The sequence below is a fragment of the Solimonas aquatica genome (assembly GCF_900111015.1).
Lineage (GTDB): Bacteria > Pseudomonadota > Gammaproteobacteria > Nevskiales > Nevskiaceae > Solimonas > Solimonas aquatica.
In genome coordinates this window covers 23,095-38,664 of record NZ_FOFS01000002.1, presented here as the reverse complement: position 1 = coordinate 38,664, position 15,570 = coordinate 23,095, and the positions used below count along the sequence as shown (strand labels likewise).

Below are 15,570 nucleotides of genomic sequence, written 5' to 3'. Positions count from 1 at the left end.
GCTCAGCTCAGATGCGGGGCAAGGGTGAATTCGGCTTCGGTGCGGGTACGGACCTCGTCCAGGCCCACTCCGGGCGCCAGCTCCACCAGCAGCGGCGCGCGCAGTCCCTTGCGGTCGAGGTCAAACACGGCGATCTCCGTAATCAGCAGATCCACCACGCCCTTGCCGGTCAGCGGCAGCGTGCAGGCCTTGCGGAATTTGGCAGCGCCGCTCTTGTCGTTGTGTTCCATCACCACCACCACGCGCGGCACGCCGGCCACCAGATCCATGGCGCCGCCCATGCCCTTGATCATCTTGCCGGGCACCATCCAGTTGGCCAGGTCGCCGTTCTGCGCCACCTCCATGCCGCCGAGAATCGACAGCTGGATGTGACCGCCACGAATCATCGCGAAGGAGTCGGCGCTGGAGAAATAGCTGGAGCCCGGCAGATCGGTGATGGTCTGCTTGCCGGCATTGATCAGGTCGGGGTCCATTTCTCCTTCGTAGGGGAAGGGACCGATGCCCAGCAGGCCGTTTTCGCTCTGCAGCGTCACGGTCATACCCGGCGGCACCAGATTGGCCACCAGGGTGGGAATGCCGATACCCAGATTGACGTAGTAGCCGTCGCGCAGTTCCTTGGCGGCGCGCTCGGCCATCTGTTCACGGTTCCAGGCCATCAGACTGGCTCCCCGGCGGTACGCGGACGCGTGGTCGGCCGCTCGATGTGTTTTGGCTGGCGGGTGGAGACCACGATGCGATCCACGAAGATGCCGGGCGTGTGGACCTGATCGGGATCAATTTCGCCCACCGGCACCAACTCTTCCACTTCGGCGATGGTGATGCGGCCGGCAGCGGCAATCATCGGATTGAAGTTGCGCGCAGTCTTGCGATAGACCAGATTGCCGGCGGCATCCGCCTTCCAGGCCTTGACCAGGGAGACATCGGCGGTGAGTCCGGTCTCCATGATGTACCAGTCGCTGCTACCGTCCGGATTGGCAAACTGCCGCGCCTCCTTGCCTTCGGCGATCAGCGTGCCGTAGCCGGTGCGCGTGAAGAAGGCCGGAATGCCGGCCCCGCCGGCGCGCAGGCGCTCGGCCAGCGTACCCTGCGGATTGAACTCGATCTCGATCTCCTGATTCATGAAGGCACGTTCCAGAATCTTGTTGTCGCCGGCATAAGAGAGAATCACCTTGCGGATCTGGCCGTTGGCCAGCACCAGCCACATGCCGTGCTCATCGCAGCCGACGTTGTTGCCAATCACGGTCAGATTGCGCGCCTGGCTGTCGCGCAAGGCGACGATCAGATCCAGAGGAACACCGCACAGACCGAAGCCGCCAGCTGCCACCGTCATGCCGTCGCGGCACAGTCCGGCCAGCGCCTGCGCGGCACTGGCGTAGAGTTTCGTGCTCATCAGACCGGCTCCCAGGTGAACACTTCCGAGGAGCGATCCAGTGGGAAGAACGAGGGCCGCAGCGCCGGCAGTGCACGTGTCACACAAGACTGCGCAGTCCAGCCATCATCACCGGCGTGTACGGCGCGGATCGGACGGGGCTGGTCGAACAGATAGATCTCATTGCGACGCACGCCGAAAATCTGACCGCTCACATCCTTTGCGCCGTCGCTACAAAGGGCGCAGACGAAGGGCGCGATCTTGTCGGCTGACATCAGACGGTTGATACGATGGCGTTCGGCATTCTCCGGCGTGTCCGGGATGGAGCTGACCATGCGCGTGTAGGCAAACGGCGCGATGGCATTGGAACGTACGCCGAACTTCTGCATGTCCAACGCGATGCTCTTGGACAAGGCCGCCACTCCGAGCTTGGCCGCCGCGTAGTTGGCCTGTCCAAAGTTACCAATCAGCCCGGAGGTGGACGTCATATGTACGTAGACTCCCTTCTGCCGCTCCTTGAACTGCGGGGCAGCAGCACGGGCCACGTTGAAACAACCGGTGAGATTGACCTTGATCACCGCGTTCCACTCATCTTCCGACATCTTGTGAAAGATCGTGTCACGCAGGATCCCGGCATTGTTGACCACGGCATCCAGATCGCCGAACGCCTCCAGCGCTGCGCCGATCAAGGCCTGCGCGCCAGCAAAGCTCGACACGTCCGAGCCATCGGCAATCGCCTGGCCTCCGGCAGCGCGTATCGCCTGAACTACTTCCTCGGCCGGGCCGAGGCCACCGCCTTCACCAGCCTGGCTCACGCCAAGATCGTTGACCACCACGCGCGCACCTTCGAGCGCCGCCAGTTTCGCGATTTCGGCACCGACGCCACGTCCCGCACCGGTGACCACGAGCACCTTATCCTTGAGCAGCTGAGTCATGACACGAATCCCTAGAACTGGGCGAGTACGCCGGGTGCGGCACGCGGCCCACCGGGGCCTGACTAGACAGGCCGAGGCACCCGCGCACCTAGAGCTCCAATAATAGTATGGTACACTACGATTGTGAAGAGACTTGAATCCAGTGCGGGACTCGCACAGCCTCGCGCCACAGCCCTGATCACCAATCCACCGGGAAACAGACCATGAGCAGCTACAAGGACATCACTTACGAAGTCGGCAGCAATGCGGTGCGCATCACCATCAATCGTCCAGAAGTGTTCAACGCCTTTCGCACGCAGACGGTGGAAGAACTGATCGACGCTTTCCGCCGTGCCGACGAGGAAAAAACGGTGAACACCGTGATCTTCGGCGGCGCCGGCGACAAGGCTTTCTGCACCGGCGGTGATCAGAAATCCCATCTCACCGAAGACGGCCTTTATGGACCTCGCGGCATGGTGGGTCTGCCCATCGAAGAGCTGCAGTCGGCGATCCGCGACTGCCGCAAAGTGGTGATCGCCCGCGTACAGGGCTTTGCCATCGGCGGCGGCAATGTCTTCGCCACCATCTGCGATCTGACCATCGCCTCGGAGAAGGCCCAGTTTGGCCAGGTGGGTCCCAAGGTCGGCTCCGTGGACCCTGGGTTCGGCACCGCCTATCTGGCTCGCATCGTGGGCGAGAAGAAGGCCCGCGAAATCTGGTTCCTGTGCCGTCGCTACAAGGCGCAGGAAGCGCTGGAGATGGGCCTGGTCAACAAGGTAGTGCCGCACGAGCAGCTCGATGCCGAGTGCGAATCCTGGGCGGCAGAAATCAACCAGCTCTCACCCACCGCCATCGCCATCGCCAAGCGGTCGTTCAATGCCGACAGCGAGAACATCCGTGGCATCAGCTTCATGGGCGTGGCTGCGGTAAAGGGCTATTACCAGTCCGAGGAATCCAAGGAAGGTGTGCGTGCCTTCAATGAGAAGCGCGCGCCTGATTTCAAGAAGTTCGTTTGAGCCCCGTCACCCGGAACGCCTTTTAGCCTGCACCATGACCGACCCGAATATTGTCACCGAGCTGGACTCCGACGGCGTGCTACTGGCACGCATCGATATGCCCGGACGCGCGATGAACGTATTCTCGCGCGCCCTGATGGATTCGCTGGAACATTTGATCGAGCGTGTCGCTCAGGACCCAGCGGTCCGCGCGCTGGTGATCAGCTCCGGTAAGAGCGCATTTCTGGCGGGGGCAGATTTGGAGATGATCCGCAGCTTCACCGAACTGGCCCGCAGCGGCGAAACCGCAGCCCTGCATGAGCTGTTCGGTCATCTCGGACGTTTATTCCGCAGCCTCGAACTGCTGCCCAAGCCCGTTGTGGCAGCTATCAACGGCTTAGCACTGGGCGGCGGCCTGGAGTTGTGCATGGCCTGCCATGCGCGCGTGGTGGCGGACGATGCCACGATTCAGCTCGGTCTGCCGGAGGTCAAGCTGGGCCTGCTGCCGGGCGCCGGCGGCACTCAGCGTCTGCCACGCCTGGTGGGAATCGAACAGGGCCTGCGCATGCTGCTCAGCGGTGAGCCGATCTCGCCGGCTCAGGCGCTGCAGTCCGGACTGGTGGATGCGCTCGTACCCCCTTCGCAGCTGATCGCCGTAGCCAGGCAGCGTGCGCTGAACGCCGTTGCGCTGGCTCCCTGGGACCGCAACGGCGCCCGGTTCTCCGAGCAGCCCTTCGACTTTCGTGATCCGGCGCAGGCGCAGGAGCAGATTCGCGCCGCACTGGGCCTGAGCGAGCAGCTGCTGCAGCATTATCCGGCGTATCGCGCCATCATCTCCTGCGTGGTTGGCGGCTGGCAGCTGCCGATGAGCGAAGGCGGCGAACATGAGATGCGCATCTTCGTGGAACTGATGCGCGATCCGGTGGCTGGCAATATGGTGCGCTCGCTGTTTCTCAACCGACAGCGCGCCGCCAAGGCCGGCCTGTTCAAGCCCGATAGCGTACTTAATCAGGGAGATGATGCCCTGCTGCCGCGGCTGCGGCGGGTGTACGCCCGCGCACAGGCGCAGCACTGCACGGAGGAGCAATGCCTGCTGGCGATCAGCCTGGCGGCAGTGCAGGCTTGGCACGAGAATCAGGTGCCCGAGCCCGAACTGGCCGATGCCGTGGTGGTGAGTGAAGGCTTGCATCCGGCCTATACCGGCGGCCCCTTCAGTTACGCCGTGGCCCGCGGGATGGATGAATTACAGTCGCACGCGCGGCAGGCCGCCGTCCACGATGCCGCGCTCTTCGCCCTTCCGGCGGCGCTGACGCGCTTTCTCAAGCAGGCGATGGCGGTGCCCGCCTGATGGCCATCGATCGACGACACCTCGGTTATCGCCATCCGCCTTTCACGGTGACGGTGGACTCGCAGCGTCTGGCGCGCTTCGCGGCTGCAGTGGGCTTCCCGCTGCAGGATGGGCAAGCGGCACCGCCGACATTCATGAAAGCCATCGAAGGCGAGCATGACAGCTCGCGCGCCATCCTTGGCGCACTCGGCGTGGAACTCAAGCGGGTGCTGCATGCCCAGCAGCAGTTCGATTATCACCGTTCGATCCACAGCGGCGATGTGCTGCAGGTGGAGCGTGTCGTCACCGACATTCAGATGAAGAAGGGCGGCGCGCTGGAGTTCATCACCATCGAGTCCAGTATCCGTCATCGCGATGGCCAGCTGGCCGGCATCTCTCGCCAGCTGATTCTCGTCCGCAATCCGGCCGAGGCAGCCTGAGATGGCGATCGATCTCGAACAAGTACCGCTGCAGACGCCCATTGCAGAACTGCTGTCAGAGCCTTTGACCCGCGAGGCGCTGGCCCGCTACGCCGAAGCCTCTGGTGATCTCAACCCTCTGCACCTGGACCCGGACTTTGCGCGCCTGGCCGGCTTTGATGATGTGATCGTGCATGGCATGCTGGCGATGGCGGTGCTCGGCCGCGTGCTGAGCCGGGACTTTCCCGCCGCCGCCTTGCGCAGCTTCGAAGCGCGCTTTGCCGCCGTGGTGCCGCTGTGCAGCCGCCTGCTTTGCCGCGCCTATCTCCAAGAACGCAGCGCCGACGAAGCCCTGCTGCGACTCGAAGCGGTGATCGAGGCCAGCGGCTTGGTGGCGCTCACCGGCTCGGCACGTGTGGCCCTCAAGCCATCAAGCTGAGCCTGCGCATGAACAAGACCAATGTGGCGGCCGTGGTGTCCAGCCTGCGCCCGGGCATGACGGTTTATGTTCCCGGCATGTCCGGTGAAAGCCTGGCCTTCTATGCCGCTTTGCAGGCCGATCCTGCCGCCGCTGCCGGCGTGCGCTTCGTCGGCGTGCATTTTCCAGGTATCAATCATAGCGATTATCTGGGACTGCACCCCCAGGCTCAGCAGCGCGCCTATTTCATGCAGCCCGGTCTGCGCCAGGGATTGCGCGAGGCCCGCGCTGAATGGCTGCCGTTGGACTACCCTGGCATTTACCAGGATCTCTCCGAACAGCTCACGGTGGATCTGGCTCTGGTACACCTCACGCCACCCGATGAGCAAGGCTATTGCTCACTCGGACCCAGCCTGGATTTCCAGCCGGCAGTGTGGCGCCACGCGCGCCGGCGTGTCGCTCATATCAATCCCCGGTTGCCGCGCGTTCGGGCATCGTTCCAGGTCAACTTGAAGGAGCTCGACGCATTTTTTGAGGTGCCGCAGGACGTATTGCACTATGAGCTTCCGCAAGCGGATACCAACGTGGCGGCCCAGGCGGAGCATGTCGCCAGCCTGGTTGAAGATGGCGACACGCTGGAATTTGGTATCGGCAAGCTGCCGTCCGCAGTGCTGTCCGCGTTGCGCGATCATCGCAGACTCCGCGTGTACTCCGGCATGGTCAATCCGGCGCTGAGCCGTCTGCTCGACAACGGTGCCATCATCGGTAGCGTCGAGTGTGGCGTAGCCCTGGGCGACGATACTTTTTATCAGCGCATCGCGGCAGACGACCGTTTCCTGTTTCGGCCGGTCAGCGAGACTCATGATGTGCGGCGCATCGCCGCCATCGCCAGCTTCTGTGCCATCAACTCGGCCGTGGAAGTGGATCTGCTCGGACAGGTCAATACCGACACCGTGAAAGGCCGCTGCGTGGCAGGCGTGGGCGGTCTGCCGGCCTTCATCGCCGGCGCCCGGCTCAGTGCCGGCGGCAAGTCGATCATCGCCCTGCCCTCGGTCACCGACAATCAGCAACACAGCCGAATCGTCGCGCAGCTCTCGTCGCCGGTGGCAGCGACACGCCATGAAGCCGATTATGTGGTGACCGAGCACGGCATCGCCCGTCTGCGCGGCCTGAGCGCCCGCGCCCGCGCAGCCGCACTCATCGCCATCGCCGCGCCGCAGTTTCGTGAAGCCCTGTTACGGCAGTGGACGGAGATGGAACAGCAGTTCTGAGCGGCCCACAGCTGCGCTGCTTGCCCGGTAGCGTCGGCATCACAGCGACGCTGCGAGCAACAGGGCGCGCCGCATTCAGCGCGCCCTGATCATCCAAAGCTTGGCGACGCTGGCGGTGCCGTCGCTGCCCTGCACGCCTCTGAGCGTGGCCTGGGCCTTGGCCTTCTGGCCAGCCAGGACCTGGGCGTAGCCCAGATGCAGCTTGGCTTCGTTGGCGTACTTGAGATTGCCCTTGGCGATGCCCTGCTCGATCAGTGCAATGCCCTTGTCGTATTGCTGATAGCCCACGTAGTTCAGGCCGGTGTTGACCAGAGCATCGCCGCTCGCCTGCTTCTGCGCGGCCTTCTCGCCTTCGGCCAGGGTCTTCTGGTCTTCGGCGATCTTCTTCTCTACCAGCGCCTTGAGTCGGGCATGGCGCGGCGCGTCCGAGCCCTGGCCGAGCGCGTTCTTGGCATAGCCGGCCTTGACGTACTGATCCGCCTCACCCGGAAAGCCCGCCTGCAGCGCCAGCTGCGCGGCGTCCAGGTAGTCGCCCGCCGTGCTCAGCGTGCCGCTGGCGTAGCGCAGACGCGCCAGGTCCAGGCTCAGGCGATCCGAGAAGCCCTTGCTGCCGGCGGTGCGCGCGATCAGGTCCAGCCAGTAGCTGGGCTTGGGGTGATAGCTCACCAGCAGCTGCAGGGCTTCGACATAGCCGTTGGCGTCGTTCTGCTTGAGCGCACAGGAGGCCAGCAGCTGCAGCTGGGTTTCGCTCGGTGCCTGCCCGGATTTCTGCAGCTGCGCCTTGATTTCCTGCGCAGCCTCCGGGTATTTGCCACCCAGGTAATAAGCCTGTGCCAGCAGGCCGGTGATCTGCGGATTGTTGCCGCCGGCGGCCTTGTATTGCCCGATGTACTCGATGGCTTTCGGGAAATTCTTGGCGCTGTAGGCCAGCTGCGCCAGGGTCTGCAGGCTGCTGAGCTTTTCGCCGTCCGGGGTCTGCCCGGATTTCAGCGCTGCTTCAAACGCCGCCATGGCGCCATTGGTATCGCCGATGCCCAGGTCGGCGACGCCGCGCATGCGACCGATCACATAGGTCTCATACGGCGAGATCTTGCTGCCGGCGGTCTGCTCGGCAGCGCTGATCCGGGCCAGGGCTTCCTTGTAGTTCTTGTCGCCGATCAGCTTCTGGGCTTCCTGCAGCGGCTTGCCCACTTCCGGACGGATCTGCGGCGCAGCCTGTGCGCTCGTCGCAAAGCCCAGTGCAGCGGCAATCAGGGCGGCTTTCAGCGTGAGGGAAAGGGATTTCGGGTTCACGGCCGTTCTCACATGAATTGTTCGTTGCCGACCAGACCGATGTTGGTCACGCCCAGGCGTTGGGCGGAAGCCAGTACGGCGGCCACGTATTTGTATTCGACCAGCTTGTTGGGACGGATGTGGAATTCCGGCTGCGGGTCCTGGTGTGCGGCCTGCAGCAGCTGGCCTTCCAGGGTTGCGCGATCCGGCACCACGTTGCCGTTCCAGAGGATCGTGCCGTCGAAGTCGATTTCCAGTTCCACCACCGGCGGCGGCGCGGCGTCCGAGGGCGGCGGATTGGCCGTCGGCATGTCCAGCTTCACCGCGTGCGTCTGCACCGGAATCGTGATGATCAGCATGATCAGCAGCACCAGCATCACGTCGATCAGCGGCGTGGTGTTGATGTCCACCATCTCCTGCGGATCGCCAGAGCTGCCGCCACTGCCTACATTCATTCCCATTGCTGCGTTCCTTCTGTGGTTTTGCGCTGGTTCTGCGCCGCCATCCCTGGCGCGACTGCATCTCTTGATCAAGCTCCGGCCCGGCCATCCATGGCCGGGCGTTCGCCTGCGCGCGAAGCTGCGCTTCGCAAGCGCGCAGGCTCACCCCCTGGGTGGCGGTTCGGTGATGAACGCCACTTTGACGATGCCGGCGCGCTGGCAGGTCACCACCACCTGGCCCACCGATTGGTAGCGCGCGTCCATGTCACCGCGAATATGCACTTCCGGCTGCGGCACCTTCACCGCCTCGATCTTCATCTTGTCGAGCAGCGTCGGCAGGTCCGCCACCAGCTTGGTGTTCCAGTAGATCAGTCCGTCCTTGTCCACCGCGATCACGATGTTTTCCGGCTTGGTCTGCGTCGGCTGGTTGCGCTCGTTGGGCAGCTTCAGGGGCACCGTCTGCGTCACCACCGGAATGGTGATCAGGAAGATGATCAGCAGTACCAGCATCACGTCCACCAAAGGCGTGGTGTTGATGCTGCTGTTCAGCTCGTCGTCGTCATCGCCGCCGACTTGCATGGCCATGCGTTTACTCCGAATAAAAAGGGGCGCCGTCCGTGGCGAGCCGCCTCAGCAGCGCGGCCATGAGCGGCGGCGGAGATATCCGGGCGGGGTTTCAAGCCCGGAAATACGTGATGCTCCGCCCCGCTCACCCAATTCAGCCTCCACAAGGAGGATCCGGGAGGCTGACTGCACCCATGAACTGTTGAGGGGTGATCGCGCTCAGGCGGCTTTCTTGGCTTCGCCGACGCGGGTGCCGGAGAGCACCACGCTGTGCAGGTCGGCGGCAAAGGCGCGCACCTGTTCCATAGCGGTCTTGTTGCGGCGAACCAGCCAGTTGTAGCCCATCACCGCCGGCACCGCGACCGCCAGACCGATGGCGGTCATGATCAGCGCTTCACCCACCGGACCGGCCACCTTGTCGATGCTCGCCTGACCGGAAATGCCGATCGCCGTCAGCGCGTGGTAGATGCCCCACACCGTGCCGAACAGACCCACGAACGGCGCCGTCGAACCCACCGTCGCCAGCACCGCGAGCCCACCCTGCAGGCGGCTCTGGATCTCTTCCACCGCGCGGCCCACCGACATCGTCACCCAGCTCGACAGATCAATCTGTTCCACCAGCGTGCCTTCATGATGCTGGCTGGCGCTGTGCCCCTTGTCGGCGATGTACCAGAACGGGCTGCCGGTCTTCAGCGTGCCCAGGCCCGCCGACACCGAAGACGCCGACCAGAACGAAGCATTGGCTTCCTTGGCCTGCTTGAACACCTTCTGCTGCTCGATCAGCTTCATCACCATGATGTACCAGGTCGCCGCCGACATGATCAGCATCAGCACCAGCACGCCACGCGCCACGAAGTCACCGGCCTTCCACAGCGCTTCCAGACCATACGGATTGGCCACCTGCACCTGCGCCTTCTCCGACATATCAGTGGCAGGGCCGGCTGCCTGCTCCGCCGCCGGTGCCGCTGATTCCTGCGCAGCGCTCAGGCTCGGGATGCCGATCACCAGCACCGCCATCAGCGCCACCAGTGCCACCACGACTCGATGCTTCAGATCACGATACGACTTCATGACGGTCTCCAACCTTGGGTCTTGATCACTGCAATGTTTCGAAATCCGCCGGCTACTGCTGACGGAAGGTGTACTTGAGCTGCGCCCACATCGGCACAGCCTGTCCGTTCTCGGTGCCCGGCGTGAACTTGCACAGGCTCAGCGCGCGCTTGGCCGCTTCATCCAGCCGTGGATAGCCGCTGGAGTTTTCGATCTTGGCGTCGCTGACGCGGCCATCCACGCCCACCAGCAGCTGCAGCACCACCGAGCCGGTTTCATTCAGACGCTGCGAGATCGACGGGTACTCCGGCTCGCGGCAGTTCTTGGCCTTCACCACCGGCGCGGTCTTCGCCGTCACCGGTGCCGGCTTGGCAGGCGTAGTGGTGGCATGAATCGCCGTGGCCGGCGCAGGCGCCGAGGCGATGCTGATTTCCGGCGGCGGAATCACCGGCGGCGGCGGCGTCTCGAAGGTCGGTGGCGGTGGTGGCGGCGGCGGAATGTCTTCCTTCACCTCCTTGAGAATCTTGGTCTCGATCGGCGCCGGCAACAGCTCAATGGCCTTGCGCGCCAGGCCATTTACCAGCCCGTATACCAGCAGGGCATGAAACACCACCACGCCGGCAACGCCCGCCACACGGCGTCTCGGGTCTTCGGCTTGGCCGAATTGCATCGACTGCTCCTCCTCCATTGAGCCCGACGATTGCTGAGCCATAGCCGAAGCCGCTCACAATATCGCCGTCACCTATCATGGAGGGCACAGTAGCGTCAGTGCCGAATCTCGTCTTGCGGAAAAAGCTCGCGCGAGTTGTCAAAATCGTGCGACGTGAACGGGCAGCACGCCGGACACCGGCAGCGCTTCACAATCAGGCGATCATGATCACGGCCCCGTCTGTGCAACGCCATCGCTGCACAGTACAGATGCGTTCCGCAGCATCCTGCTAGTGGTCTGTTGCATGCTTGTTGGCACGAATAAAACCGATGGCTTTTGACCTGTGGCAAGGCGACAACCACAGCATTAGCGCCGCTGTTGCGAGGGTTTTCAACGCCGCCACGGGACAAAAGACACGGCTTTCTGTGTCGCTTAGCGGGCAATAGACCACTAGCTTTTGCCCACCATGAGATCTTCCAGCTTCCCCGCTACACTCTCGATGCGCTTCACGGCTTCATAAAGGCCGCCTTGCGCAAGCTCGCGCTTGGCCAGCATGCCGCGATAGATCACGGTTGCGATGCCATCTGCCACCTCTTCGATATCGAAGTCTCCTTCCCCTTGCAAAAAGGCCCAGGTGCGATGCTCGATACAACCGTGCAGCATGTCTCTCAGCATATTGGGCGAGACGTCGCTCAAGAACTCGCCTGAGACAACCGCTTCCGTACACACGGCTATCACGTCCTGAGTGAAACGCTTGTTCATCTCGAAGAATGGTGTGCTGCGATAGCGCGGATCATGCCGCAACTCCATCAACATGAACCGCGCTAGGACCGGTTCGCGCCGGATGATGGCCAGCGTGCGCCAAGCCAGATGGCGCAGCTTGTTGCGCGTCCCCTTCACGGCATTGAGCTGCGAATCCATGGCCAGCTGTTCACCAAACCATCGCTGCGCCACCTGCTCCAACAAGTCACGTTTATTCTTGAAGTAGCGATAGATGGTGCCGTCCACCACGCCCGCGCGCTTGGCGATGTCCGAAATCAGCACGCTCTCATAGCCCTTCTCGTCAATGACCTCTCGCGCTGCGGCCAGAATTCCGGCCGCACGGACATCCGTTGGCAGGCGTTGCCCGCCGCCGGACTCTGTCTTCGACACCTTCCCCTGCCTCCTGGAGGGCCTTTTATGAATATCATTCATTATCTATATCCTGACTATTTATTCATTTTAAACATTATGTTATCAGTAAATATGCCACACGCTTCAGCACATTTTATTGACTTTGATGAGTCTCATTTCTAGTATGGACCCATACGATTAAAGGAGAGTCCGGCATCATGCCAGCCCAAGCAATCCTGGCCCAATTCGAAGCCGCCGCCGAGGGGCCGCTGTCTTGGGCCACAGAATGGAAACGCACGCACGGCACCCGCCTGCTGGGCACCTTTCCCATGCATTTTCCCGGCGAGATGGCGCATGCCGCCGGCTGCCTGCCGCTGATTCTGCAAGAGCAGCAAGACCCCATCACCGTGGGGCACGGCATGATCTATCCCTTCTACTGCGGCTACACCCGCAGCATCGTCGATCAGGCCTGCAAGGGTGAGTTCGAAGCGCTGGACGCCATCATGTTCGGCGATCACTGCGTGCAGGTGCTCGGCGCCGCCGATGTGGTGCGCGCCAAACTGCCCAACACCTGGGTGCATTTCTATCAGCTGATCTCCTCGATGAGCGATCCCTGGAGCCTGAGCCGGGCGCGCGAGACCTTCGCGCAGCTGAAGGCCGGCATCGAGGAAATGACCGGGCAGCCGCTGGCGGACGATGCGATCCGCAGCAGCATCCGCCTGTTCAATCGCAATCGCGACCTGCTGCGCCAGCTCTACGAGCTTCGCCGAGAGGGCCGGATCCAGTTCAGTGCGCGTCAGATGCAGCTGGCGGTGAAGTCCAGCATGGTGATGGACAAGGCTTTGCATAACGAGCTGCTGAAGCAGCTGCTGGCGCAACTGCTCAGCGCCCGGCCGTCGACCGGTTCCGGCGTGCGCGTGTATCTGTCCGGACACTTCTGCCAGGCGCCCAAGACCGGCATTCTCGATTTGATCGAAGACTGCGGCGGCATCGTCGTCGACGATGATCTCTATCACGGCACGCGCTTCATTTCGACGGACGTGGATGAAGTGGGCGATCCGCTGACCGCGCTCGCGCAGTGGTATCTCGCCCGCAATCTCAAGGTGCCCTGCCCCACGCGCGTGGACCAGAAGGCAGACTGGGAAACCTATCTGCTCGGCGCCATGGAGCGCGCCAAGGCCGAAGGCATGATCGTGCTGATGGCGAAGTTCTGCGAGCCGCATATGTATTACTACCCTGAAATCAAGGAAGCCTTCGAGCGTCGCGGCGTGCCGCATCTGTTGATCGAGACCGAGCACGAGCTGAACATGCTCGAGGGCTTACGTACCCGCGTCGAATCCTTTCTCGAAGTCGTGAAGCGCCGCGCCGGCGCACCAACCCGGAGAGTTGCATGAGCACCGTTGCAAGTGCGCCCGTCAAGGCCAACCGGCTCAAGACCTCGTCGCTGAACAATCAGCTGGTCAACGACTACTGGGCCGAGGTGTTCGAGGCCAAGCAGAATGGCAAGCTGGTGTGCTGGTACGAAGGCGTGGCGATCAATCCGCTGATGCAGGCCGCCGATGTGGCCTGGGTACACGGCGAAGCCTGGTCGGCGCTGCTGGCGGCGCGCAACAACGAGGAGCCGGCACAGACTGCCGCCGAACATCGCGGCTATCTCAAGGAGCTGTGCTCGTATGCGCGCACGCACATCGGTTGCGGCGTGCTGGCGCAGAAGCGCGGCGCGGAAGCCTCCGGCTCCAGCTTCGCCGATGCGCTAGGTGCCGGACTGCTGGGCGAACGCGTGCCGGCGCCGGACATGTTCATCAGCGCTTATCCGTACTGCAGCACCGGCCAGCAGTGGGACGAGATGCTGTACCGCCTGTTCGGCAAGCGCATTCCGATCTTCAACATCTCGGTGCCCTGGGTCTGGGGCAACAAGAAGGACTCGCAATATCTCGGCGGCTCCGAATTCAACGAGGCCGTGCAGTTCATGGTGCGCCAGCTGCGCGAATGCATGAACTTCATCGCCGAGCACACCGGCAGGAAGTACGACTTTGACCGTCTCTGCGAGATCATGTCCTACGTCAAGCAGGCCGGCCGTCTGCGCATGGAGGCCATGGACCTGTGCATGGCCAAGCCGGCGCCGGCCAGCTTCTTCGACTGGACCACGAGCCTGGCGCCGGTGAACTTCATCAAGGGCGGCCCCGCGATCGTCGACTACTTCACCAAGGTCAAGGCCGAAGTGCAGGAACGTCTGGCCGCAGGTGAAGGCGCGGTCCGAAACGAGCAATACCGCTTGTTCTGGGACGGCATCATGAACTGGAACAAGATCGGCTGGCTGGCCAACAAATTCGCCGGTTACGAAGCCAATATGGTGGCGGGGCGCTACACACACATGGGCTTCTGGCATGAGTGGGAATCCATCGACGTGCAGGATCCGCTTGCTGGCATGGCCATCAACTACCTGGTGTGCCCGATCAATCTGTCCGCGCCGCTGATGATCGAAGAGATCATCAAGCTTTGCCGCAAGTATGAGATCGACGGCATGGTGCTGCATGCCGCGCGTACCTGTCGCGCCTTCTCCAACCCCCAATACCTGATCGCCGAAGCGGTGCAGAAGCGCCTCGGCATCCCGGTTGCCTTCATCGAGGGCGACATGGTGGACGAATCGTTCTACAAGGACGAGATCGTCAGCAGCCGTGTCGAGGCGATGCTCGAAGCCATCGAAAGCCGGCGCCGCGCCGGCATCGCGGCCTGAGACGCAAGGAACCGTCACGCCATGGCATCCCGCAACGGCCGCTTCGTGATGGGGATCGACTTCGGGTCGACCACATCCAAGACCGTGATCCTCGATCTGCAGGGCCGTGTCGTCGCCACCGCCATCGCCCACAAGGGCTCGGTGAGCAACGAAGGGGCGCAAGTCTCGATGCGCGAGGCCCTGGCCCAAGCCGGCATCGGTGAGGCCGATATCGCACGCGCGGTGAGCACGGGCTACGGCCGGCGCATGCTGGACATCGCCGACAAGTCCTACACCGAAATCACCTGCCACGCACGCGGTGCCGCACACCTGATGCCGCAGGCACGCATGGTCATCGACATCGGCGGGCAGGACAGCAAGGTGATTGCCATCGACGGCAACGGTCTGGTCTCACAGTTCGCGATGAACGACCGCTGTGCCGCCGGCACCGGAAAATTCCTGGAGGCGCTGGCGCGCGCCGTGCAGGTGCCGCTCGAAGAGATGGGGCCGCTTGCCATCACTGCGCGCGACAAGCTGAGCATATCCAACATGTGCGCCACGTTTGCGGAGACCGAAGTCATCTCGTTGCTCGCGGAAGGCAAGGCCAAGCATGAGGTGCTCGGCGCGGTGCATGCCGCTATCGCCAGCCGCACCCTGGGCCTGGTGGCCCGCGTGGGGCAACGCCAGCCGATCGTGATGACCGGCGGCGTAGCACAGAACATCGCGGCGGTACGCCATATCGAACAGGCGCTGGGCACAGCTTTGCTGATTCCGGACAATCCGCAAGCCGCCGGCGCACTGGGCGCGGCACTGTTCGCGCTCGACGAAGTCAGCGCGCCCAAGACCGCCGACGAAGAAGACCGCCTGGATTCCGCAGCCGAAGTCAGTCACTGCGGCACGCCGGCCTGCGCCGCCAAAGAGGCGGGCGCCGGGACGCAGGTCCTGCATGGACCTTTGCGCCGCTGAGCGCCGCAGGCCACGACCATGCGCAAGCTCCTGTCCGATCTGCCCGCAAGCGCCACCACACTGAAGCGCGGACCGAAGTCCGCGCTT

General features: G+C 63.2%; 17 protein-coding genes. 8 read left to right on the top strand and 9 right to left on the bottom strand.

What is annotated here, in order from left to right; translation table 11 throughout:
• Positions 1 to 2: 2 nt before the first annotated feature.
• The 3 genes from BMY12_RS02805 to BMY12_RS02795 are packed head-to-tail and all read right to left on the bottom strand — an operon-like array spanning position 3 to position 2,304.
• Positions 3 to 656: a 3-oxoacid CoA-transferase subunit B gene (locus tag BMY12_RS02805; RefSeq protein WP_093281772.1), complete on the bottom strand. Its 654-nt coding sequence runs from the start codon at positions 654 to 656 to the stop codon at positions 3 to 5.
• Positions 656 to 1,390, bottom strand: a complete 735-nt coding sequence (locus tag BMY12_RS02800; RefSeq protein ID WP_093281769.1) for a CoA transferase subunit A — start codon at positions 1,388 to 1,390, stop codon at positions 656 to 658. The genes BMY12_RS02805 and BMY12_RS02800 overlap by 1 nt, the downstream gene beginning before the upstream one ends.
• Complete coding sequence (locus BMY12_RS02795) at positions 1,390 to 2,304, bottom strand: SDR family NAD(P)-dependent oxidoreductase (protein WP_093281767.1); 915 nt, start codon at positions 2,302 to 2,304, stop codon at positions 1,390 to 1,392. The genes BMY12_RS02800 and BMY12_RS02795 overlap by 1 nt, the downstream gene beginning before the upstream one ends.
• A 203-nt stretch (positions 2,305 to 2,507) precedes the next feature.
• On the opposite strand from BMY12_RS02795, the gene BMY12_RS02790 reads away from it, so the two are divergent.
• Genes BMY12_RS02790 through BMY12_RS02770 form a run of 5 tightly spaced genes read left to right on the top strand, consistent with a single transcriptional unit; the run spans position 2,508 to position 6,713 of the window.
• Positions 2,508 to 3,299, top strand: a complete 792-nt coding sequence (locus BMY12_RS02790) for an enoyl-CoA hydratase-related protein (protein ID WP_093281764.1) — start codon at positions 2,508 to 2,510, stop codon at positions 3,297 to 3,299.
• Positions 3,262 to 4,626, top strand: a complete 1,365-nt coding sequence (locus tag BMY12_RS02785) for an enoyl-CoA hydratase-related protein (RefSeq protein WP_218140054.1) — start codon at positions 3,262 to 3,264, stop codon at positions 4,624 to 4,626. Before BMY12_RS02790 ends, BMY12_RS02785 begins: the two co-directional genes overlap by 38 nt.
• Positions 4,626 to 5,045 (top strand): FAS1-like dehydratase domain-containing protein, encoded by a 420-nt coding sequence (locus BMY12_RS02780; RefSeq protein WP_093281759.1) that lies wholly within the window; start codon positions 4,626 to 4,628, stop codon positions 5,043 to 5,045. Before BMY12_RS02785 ends, BMY12_RS02780 begins: the two co-directional genes overlap by 1 nt.
• 1 nt (position 5,046) lies before the next feature.
• A complete protein-coding gene (locus BMY12_RS02775) occupies positions 5,047 to 5,463 on the top strand; it encodes a MaoC/PaaZ C-terminal domain-containing protein (RefSeq protein ID WP_093281756.1) in 417 nt (138 codons plus the stop codon).
• A gap of 8 nt (positions 5,464 to 5,471) precedes the next feature.
• Entirely contained in the window at positions 5,472 to 6,713 is a 1,242-nt protein-coding gene (locus tag BMY12_RS02770) for an acetyl-CoA hydrolase/transferase family protein (protein WP_093281754.1), read from the top strand.
• A gap of 75 nt (positions 6,714 to 6,788) precedes the next feature.
• Here BMY12_RS02770 and BMY12_RS02765 read toward each other — a convergent pair whose 3' ends face one another.
• The 6 genes from BMY12_RS02765 to BMY12_RS02740 form a co-directional block, all read right to left on the bottom strand.
• Positions 6,789 to 8,006: a tetratricopeptide repeat protein gene (locus BMY12_RS02765; RefSeq protein WP_245732329.1), complete on the bottom strand. Its 1,218-nt coding sequence runs from the start codon at positions 8,004 to 8,006 to the stop codon at positions 6,789 to 6,791.
• Positions 8,007 to 8,014: 8 nt separating this feature from the next.
• Positions 8,015 to 8,446, bottom strand: a complete 432-nt coding sequence (locus BMY12_RS02760; protein WP_093281750.1) for an ExbD/TolR family protein — start codon at positions 8,444 to 8,446, stop codon at positions 8,015 to 8,017.
• 141 nt (positions 8,447 to 8,587) lie between these two features.
• Positions 8,588 to 9,010 (bottom strand): ExbD/TolR family protein, encoded by a 423-nt coding sequence (locus BMY12_RS02755; protein WP_093281748.1) that lies wholly within the window; start codon positions 9,008 to 9,010, stop codon positions 8,588 to 8,590.
• A gap of 198 nt (positions 9,011 to 9,208) precedes the next feature.
• Positions 9,209 to 10,060: a MotA/TolQ/ExbB proton channel family protein gene (locus tag BMY12_RS02750; protein WP_093281745.1), complete on the bottom strand. Its 852-nt coding sequence runs from the start codon at positions 10,058 to 10,060 to the stop codon at positions 9,209 to 9,211.
• A 52-nt stretch (positions 10,061 to 10,112) separates the two neighbouring features.
• Positions 10,113 to 10,709 (bottom strand): energy transducer TonB, encoded by a 597-nt coding sequence (locus BMY12_RS02745; RefSeq protein ID WP_093282423.1) that lies wholly within the window; start codon positions 10,707 to 10,709, stop codon positions 10,113 to 10,115.
• Between the two features lie 429 nt (positions 10,710 to 11,138).
• Positions 11,139 to 11,882, bottom strand: a complete 744-nt coding sequence (locus BMY12_RS02740) for a TetR/AcrR family transcriptional regulator (protein ID WP_093281742.1) — start codon at positions 11,880 to 11,882, stop codon at positions 11,139 to 11,141.
• A gap of 137 nt (positions 11,883 to 12,019) precedes the next feature.
• Between BMY12_RS02740 and BMY12_RS02735 the strand changes: the two genes are divergently transcribed.
• Genes BMY12_RS02735 through BMY12_RS02725 form a run of 3 tightly spaced genes read left to right on the top strand, consistent with a single transcriptional unit; the run spans position 12,020 to position 15,483 of the window.
• Entirely contained in the window at positions 12,020 to 13,195 is a 1,176-nt protein-coding gene (locus BMY12_RS02735) for a 2-hydroxyacyl-CoA dehydratase subunit D (protein WP_093281740.1), read from the top strand.
• Positions 13,192 to 14,538 (top strand): 2-hydroxyacyl-CoA dehydratase subunit D, encoded by a 1,347-nt coding sequence (locus BMY12_RS02730; protein WP_093281737.1) that lies wholly within the window; start codon positions 13,192 to 13,194, stop codon positions 14,536 to 14,538. The genes BMY12_RS02735 and BMY12_RS02730 overlap by 4 nt, the downstream gene beginning before the upstream one ends.
• Before the next feature lie 21 nt (positions 14,539 to 14,559).
• Complete coding sequence (locus BMY12_RS02725) at positions 14,560 to 15,483, top strand: acyl-CoA dehydratase activase (RefSeq protein ID WP_093281735.1); 924 nt, start codon at positions 14,560 to 14,562, stop codon at positions 15,481 to 15,483.
• The last annotated feature ends 87 nt before the right edge of the window (positions 15,484 to 15,570 follow it).

Coding starts and splice junctions, on each gene's coding strand:
- BMY12_RS02805 (WP_093281772.1), bottom strand. CDS start 656: ATGGCCTGGAACCGTGAACAGATGGCCGAGCGCGCCGCCAAGGAACTG.
- BMY12_RS02800 (WP_093281769.1), bottom strand. CDS start 1,390: ATGAGCACGAAACTCTACGCCAGTGCCGCGCAGGCGCTGGCCGGACTG.
- BMY12_RS02795 (WP_093281767.1), bottom strand. CDS start 2,304: ATGACTCAGCTGCTCAAGGATAAGGTGCTCGTGGTCACCGGTGCGGGA.
- BMY12_RS02790 (WP_093281764.1), top strand. CDS start 2,508: ATGAGCAGCTACAAGGACATCACTTACGAAGTCGGCAGCAATGCGGTG.
- BMY12_RS02785 (WP_218140054.1), top strand. CDS start 3,262: ATGAGAAGCGCGCGCCTGATTTCAAGAAGTTCGTTTGAGCCCCGTCAC.
- BMY12_RS02780 (WP_093281759.1), top strand. CDS start 4,626: ATGGCCATCGATCGACGACACCTCGGTTATCGCCATCCGCCTTTCACG.
- BMY12_RS02775 (WP_093281756.1), top strand. CDS start 5,047: ATGGCGATCGATCTCGAACAAGTACCGCTGCAGACGCCCATTGCAGAA.
- BMY12_RS02770 (WP_093281754.1), top strand. CDS start 5,472: ATGAACAAGACCAATGTGGCGGCCGTGGTGTCCAGCCTGCGCCCGGGC.
- BMY12_RS02760 (WP_093281750.1), bottom strand. CDS start 8,446: ATGGGAATGAATGTAGGCAGTGGCGGCAGCTCTGGCGATCCGCAGGAG.
- BMY12_RS02755 (WP_093281748.1), bottom strand. CDS start 9,010: ATGGCCATGCAAGTCGGCGGCGATGACGACGACGAGCTGAACAGCAGC.
- BMY12_RS02750 (WP_093281745.1), bottom strand. CDS start 10,060: ATGAAGTCGTATCGTGATCTGAAGCATCGAGTCGTGGTGGCACTGGTG.
- BMY12_RS02745 (WP_093282423.1), bottom strand. CDS start 10,709: ATGCAATTCGGCCAAGCCGAAGACCCGAGACGCCGTGTGGCGGGCGTT.
- BMY12_RS02740 (WP_093281742.1), bottom strand. CDS start 11,882: ATGAATGATATTCATAAAAGGCCCTCCAGGAGGCAGGGGAAGGTGTCG.
- BMY12_RS02735 (WP_093281740.1), top strand. CDS start 12,020: ATGCCAGCCCAAGCAATCCTGGCCCAATTCGAAGCCGCCGCCGAGGGG.
- BMY12_RS02730 (WP_093281737.1), top strand. CDS start 13,192: ATGAGCACCGTTGCAAGTGCGCCCGTCAAGGCCAACCGGCTCAAGACC.
- BMY12_RS02725 (WP_093281735.1), top strand. CDS start 14,560: ATGGCATCCCGCAACGGCCGCTTCGTGATGGGGATCGACTTCGGGTCG.